This window comes from Actinophytocola sp., from assembly GCF_035712165.1.
Classification (GTDB): Bacteria; Actinomycetota; Actinomycetes; order Mycobacteriales; family Pseudonocardiaceae; genus DASYTH01.
Map to the genome: position 1 here is coordinate 1 of NZ_DASTBH010000361.1, position 4,868 is coordinate 4,868.

7 protein-coding genes are annotated in these 4,868 nt (G+C 73.0%); 1 reads left to right on the top strand and 6 read right to left on the bottom strand.

Annotation, left to right across the window (positions count from 1 at the left end; translation table 11 throughout):
- From VFO68_RS19995 to VFO68_RS20015, 5 genes are all read right to left on the bottom strand, one after another.
- A partial coding sequence (locus VFO68_RS19995) for a DNA-3-methyladenine glycosylase I (RefSeq protein ID WP_325159854.1) occupies positions 1-204 on the bottom strand: 204 nt, incomplete at its 3' end.
- The gene (locus VFO68_RS20000; protein WP_325159855.1) at positions 201-515 is read right to left on the bottom strand and encodes a DivIVA domain-containing protein; all 315 of its coding nucleotides are present in this window, start codon (positions 513-515) and stop codon (positions 201-203) included. The genes VFO68_RS20000 and VFO68_RS19995, both read right to left, overlap by 4 nt.
- A 188-nt stretch (positions 516-703) precedes the next feature.
- Positions 704-1,606, bottom strand: coding sequence for a glucosyl-3-phosphoglycerate synthase (locus VFO68_RS20005; protein WP_325159860.1), 903 nt, complete (start codon positions 1,604-1,606; stop codon positions 704-706).
- 14 nt (positions 1,607-1,620) lie between these two features.
- Positions 1,621-2,490 (bottom strand): dihydropteroate synthase, encoded by an 870-nt coding sequence (folP, locus tag VFO68_RS20010; protein ID WP_325159856.1) that lies wholly within the window; start codon positions 2,488-2,490, stop codon positions 1,621-1,623.
- Between the two features lie 89 nt (positions 2,491-2,579).
- Positions 2,580-3,365 (bottom strand): TIGR00730 family Rossman fold protein, encoded by a 786-nt coding sequence (locus tag VFO68_RS20015; RefSeq protein ID WP_325159857.1) that lies wholly within the window; start codon positions 3,363-3,365, stop codon positions 2,580-2,582.
- 85 nt (positions 3,366-3,450) lie between these two features.
- Here VFO68_RS20015 and VFO68_RS20020 point away from each other — a divergent pair, with 85 nt between their 5' ends.
- Complete coding sequence (locus VFO68_RS20020) at positions 3,451-3,912, top strand: hypothetical protein (protein WP_325159858.1); 462 nt, start codon at positions 3,451-3,453, stop codon at positions 3,910-3,912.
- Here VFO68_RS20020 and dapE read toward each other — a convergent pair.
- A partial coding sequence (gene dapE, locus VFO68_RS20025; RefSeq protein ID WP_325159859.1) for a succinyl-diaminopimelate desuccinylase occupies positions 3,909-4,868 on the bottom strand: 960 nt, incomplete at its 5' end. The two genes, VFO68_RS20020 and dapE, sit on opposite strands and share 4 nt — an antisense overlap.

The window sequence follows — 4,868 nt, forward strand, 5'->3', positions numbered from 1 at the left end:
GGCCGGGTCGAAGCCGGCGAAGGCGGCCCGGAACGCCGGGCGCTTGCGCAGGATCGTGATCCAGGACAGGCCGGACTGGAACGCCTCCAGCGTCAGCCGCTCGTAGAGGGCCGCCTCGCCGCGCAGCGGAACACCCCACTCCTCGTCGTGGTAGGCGATGTAGTCCGCGGTGGAGTTGGCCCAGGGACAGCGCTCGCGGGTCATCGGGCCTCGGGCTCGGCGGCGTCCCGGTCGCTCTCCAACTCGGCCACCCTGGCGCGCAACGCGTCCAGCTCGGCGCCGACCCGGTCCAGCACCCAGTCGACCTCGGACATCTTGTAGCCGCGCACGACCTGCTGGAACCGCACGGCCCGCAGGTCCTCGGCCTCGATGCCGGACTCGGGCAGCCGGGTCGGCGAGGCGCCCGGCGGCAGCGGCGGCAGCTCCTCGCCGCGCCCGAACAGCACCGACGCCAGCAGAAACACCACGGCGGCGACGAGCGCCATCACGACCAGGTAGATCAGCGCGGTGGTCACGCCAAGATGGTGCCACGCCCGCACCGGTGGCATAACCCGGCGGTCAGCGGCCGCAGGGCACCAAGGCCTGTTCCTGGGTCATCGCGTGAGGTCTTGGGCCGACCAACGAAACCTCAGGGGTACCGTGACGGCCCCCGGCCACAATCCACCGGAGGTCCGCACCGGTCGCTGGAACGCAACCACCGCATCTAAATTCCGGAGAGGCGAACCAGCTCGCGCATGGGTGGGCGGTCGGTGGCCGGCACGCTCGTGGTGTCCGGCAGCCACTCCCCGGCGACCTGGAGGAACTGGGTCAGCTCGGCGGTCGGCGGGTCGAACCCGCACCGGGCCAGCGCGGTGCCCAGGATCTGCCGCGCCATCAGGCCGAGCTCGGGCAGCGTGCGGTTGCGGTGCATCCGCACGCCCAGGTTGACCTGCGCCAGCCCGGACAGGCCGACCAGGGTGTGCGCGTCGAGCAGCAACCCGATCTCCACGCCGTAGCCGGCCGCGAACGGCACCGACTCCAGGAGTTTGCGGGTGCCGGCGTACTCCCCGGCCAGCGGCTGGATCACGCCGGACAGCTCCGGCCGCAGCACCGAGAGCAGCGGCCGGGCCAGCACCTCCGTCACCCGGCCGCCGCCGGACTCCGCCCCGGCGATCGGCCGCCGGTAGAACGCCTTCACCAGCTGCACGTCCGGCTCGCACAGCAGCGGGCCGAGCAGGGCCGGCACGAACCCCGGATCGGGGTCGACCAGGTCCGAGTCGATGAACGCCAGCAGGTCGCCGCTGGTCGCCGCCAGCGACCGCCAGAGCACCTCACCCTTGCCGGGCAACGGTTCCAGCTCGGCCAGCACCTCGGTCCGGCGCACCACCCGGGCCCCGGCCGCGGCGGCGACCTCGACGGTCCGGTCGGCGGAGCCGGAGTCGATCACGACCAGCTCGTCGACCAGGGTGCCGAGCAGCGGAGCGACCGAGGCGACCACCGCACCGATCGTCGGCTCCTCGTCGAGCGCCGGCAGGACCACGCTCACCGTGCGGGAACCCTTGGCCCGCACCAGATCCGGCACCGACCACGGGCGGTCCTGCCAGGTCCGGCGGCCGAACCAGGCCAGCGCGTCCGGGTGCATCACGCCAGCGCTCGCAGGCAGCGGGCCGGCGGCCGGGTTCCGGCGATGCTCGCCACCATCTCGACCACCCTCCTGGTCTGCCGCACCTCGTGCGCCCGGAACACCTTCGCCCCGGCGTAGGCCGCGACCGAGGTCGCTGCCAGCGTCCCGTCCACCCGCTCGGTCAGCCCGACGCCCAGCGTCTCGCCCACGAAATCCTTGTTGGACAACGCCATCAGCACCGGCCAGCCGGTGGCCACCAACTCGTCGAGCCGGCGCAGCAACTCCAGGCCGTGCCAGGTGTTCTTGCCGAAGTCGTGCGTCGGGTCGATCAGCACCCCGGCCCTCGGCACACCGAGCGCGACCATCCGCTCGGCCCGGTCCACCAGTTCGGCGGCCACCTCGGCCACCACGTCCAGGTACCGCACCCGGTGCGGGTCGGTGCGCGGCCGGGCGCCGCCGGTGTGCGAGCAGACGATCCCGGCGCCGAACTCGGCCGCCACCTCGGCCACGGCCGGATCGGCCCCGGCCCAGGTGTCGTTGATCAGGTCGGCGCCCGCCCGGCAGGCCGCCCTGGCCACCTGGTGCCGCCAGGTGTCGATGCTGATCACCAGGTCGGGGTGGCGTTCCCGGACCGCGGCGACGAACGGCACCACCCGCCGGGTCTCCTCGGCGACGTCGACCTCCTCGCCGTGCGAGCCGGCCCGCACTCCGCCGATGTCGACGATGTCGGCGCCCTCGGCGACCACCCGGTCCACCGCCGCCATGGCCGCCCGGTCGTCGAAGGTCGCGCCCCGGTCGTAGAACGAGTCCCTGGTGCGGTTGACGATGGCCATCACCAAGGCCCGGTCGGTGGGGACGGCGCGGGCGCCGAACCGGATGGTCTGCACGGTGCGATGGTGCCACGGGGCCGCGCACCGGCACGCTCCCGATACACTGTGGACACAATCTGTGACGCTTGGGAAACCTGGCCGGCCGGTCAGTGTGTCTCGCCCCACGCCTGGTAGGCGTCCTCGACCACCCGGATGGCGTCGTCGATGTCGTCGGTCAGATGCAGCAGCGCCAGGTCCTTCTCGCCGATCTTGCCCTCGCCGTAGACGAAGTCGCGCACCCAGGCGTGCAGCCCACCCCAGTAGCTCCGTCCAAAGAGGACGACCGGGAACTTGGTCACCTTCTTGGTCTGCACCAGGGTCAACGCCTCGAACAGCTCGTCCAGCGTGCCGAAGCCGCCGGGCAGGCAGATGAACGCCTGGGCGTACTTGATGAACATGGTCTTGCGGGTGAAGAAGTACCGGAAGTTCACCCCGAGGTCGACCCACGGGTTGAGGCCCTGCTCGAACGGCAGCTCGATACCCAGGCCGATGGACAGCCCGCCGGCCTCCGAGCAGCCGCGGTTGACCGCCTCCATGGCCCCCGGGCCGCCGCCGGTGATGGCGGCGAAGCCGGCGTGCGCCAGCGCCGCGCCGATCTCCCGGCCCAGCTGGTACTCGGGGTGGTCGCGGGCGGTGCGCGCGGAGCCGAACACCGTGACGGCGCGGGGGACCTCGGCCAGGGCCCCGAAGCCCTCGACGAACTCCGCCTGGATGCGCAGCACCCGCCACGGGTCGGTGTGGACCCAGTCGGTCGGGCCACGCGAGTCGAGCAACCGCTGGTCGGTCGTGGTCTGCTCGGACCGCCGGGCCCTGCGCAGCACGACCGGGCCCCGCTGCTTCTCCCTCGGGTGCTCCTCGTCCTCGGGTTGCTCGATCGGTTCCTGGTTGCTCACGCCGGGAGTCTAGGGCGAGGCGGGGGGCAACCGCCGGGGATGTGGCCGCGTCCTACCCCGGCGAGAACGATCATCGGAGGGCACCGTGACGACATCGGACAACATCGATCGAGTGCTGCGTGCCTTGCGCAGCGACATCGCCGCGCTGGAGAACCGGATCCGCTACCTGCACACCGACTGGCGGCGGGGCGCGGCGGCCTGCGGCCTGGCCGGCACGATCCTGGCGCTCACCGTGGCGCCCTGGGTGTCGCGGGAGAACGGGCGCGACCCGCACAACCTCTGGCAACTGGCGGAGGACCGGCCGCTGGCGCTCGCCACCCTGGCCCTGATCCTGCTGTTCGGCCTGTTGACCTTCAACCTGACCGACAGCCGGCTCTTCCACGGCATCATGGCCGGCGTCGGCGGCCTGGCAGCGGTCGGTGTGATGTTCGCCGGAGCCGGCTCGGACAGCGACTACACGGCCGCGACCGGGCGGTGGCTGATGTTCTTCGCCCTCCTCGGGCTGGTCACCGTGCACGCCGGGTGGGCGGCGCAGCAGGAGACCTAGCCCGTCAGGAACGTCGTCAGCACCTCGGCGCAGCGGCGGATCTGCGCGACCGGCACGTTCTCCTCCTGGGTGTGGGCCAGGGTGGGGTCGCCGGGACCGAAGTTGACCGCCGGCAGGCCGGCGGCGGCGAACCGGGCCACGTCGGTCCAGCCCAGCTTGGCCACCGGGTCCCCGCCGGACGCCGCGACGAGCTCGCGCGCGGCCGGCGCGGACAGGCCCGGCAGGGCGCCGGCCGCGTGGTCGACGACCCGCAGCGCGTACCCGTCGAACACCGCGCGCAGGTGCTCCTGCGCCTGCTCGACCGTGCGGTCCGGGGCGAACCGGAAGTTCACCGTCAGCACCGCCTCGTCCGGCACCACGTTGCCGGCCACGCCGCCGGCGACCGCCACCGCCGACAGCCCCTCCCGGTAGTGGCAGCCGTCGATCTCGACGGTGCGCGGCCGGTACTCGGCCAGCCGGTTCAGCGCCCCGTGCAGCGCGTGGATCGCGTTGACGCCCATCCACGCCCGCGCGGTGTGCGCCCGGCGGCCCTCGGTGCGCAGCTCGACCCGCATGGTGCCCTGGCAGCCGGCCTCGACCACGGCGTTGGACGGTTCGCAGACGATCGCCAGGTCGCCGGTCAGCCAGTCGGGCAGTTCCCGCTCGATGCGGCCGAGCCCGTTGCGCGCCGAGTCGACCTCCTCGCAGTCGTAGAAGACGAAGGTCAGGTCGTGGTTCGGCGTGGTCGCGGTCGCGGCCAGGTGCAGCATGACCGCGTCGCCGCCCTTCATGTCCACCGTGCCGCAGCCGGCCAGCACCGCCGCGTCGCCGTCGCCCTCCCGCCGGACCGGCAGGTTCGCGTTGACCGGCACGGTGTCCAGATGACCGGCGAGCACCACCCGGGCGGGCCGGCCGAGGTTGGTCCTGGCCAGCACCGCGTTGCCGGACCGGGTGACCTCGAGGTGGCCCGCCTGCTC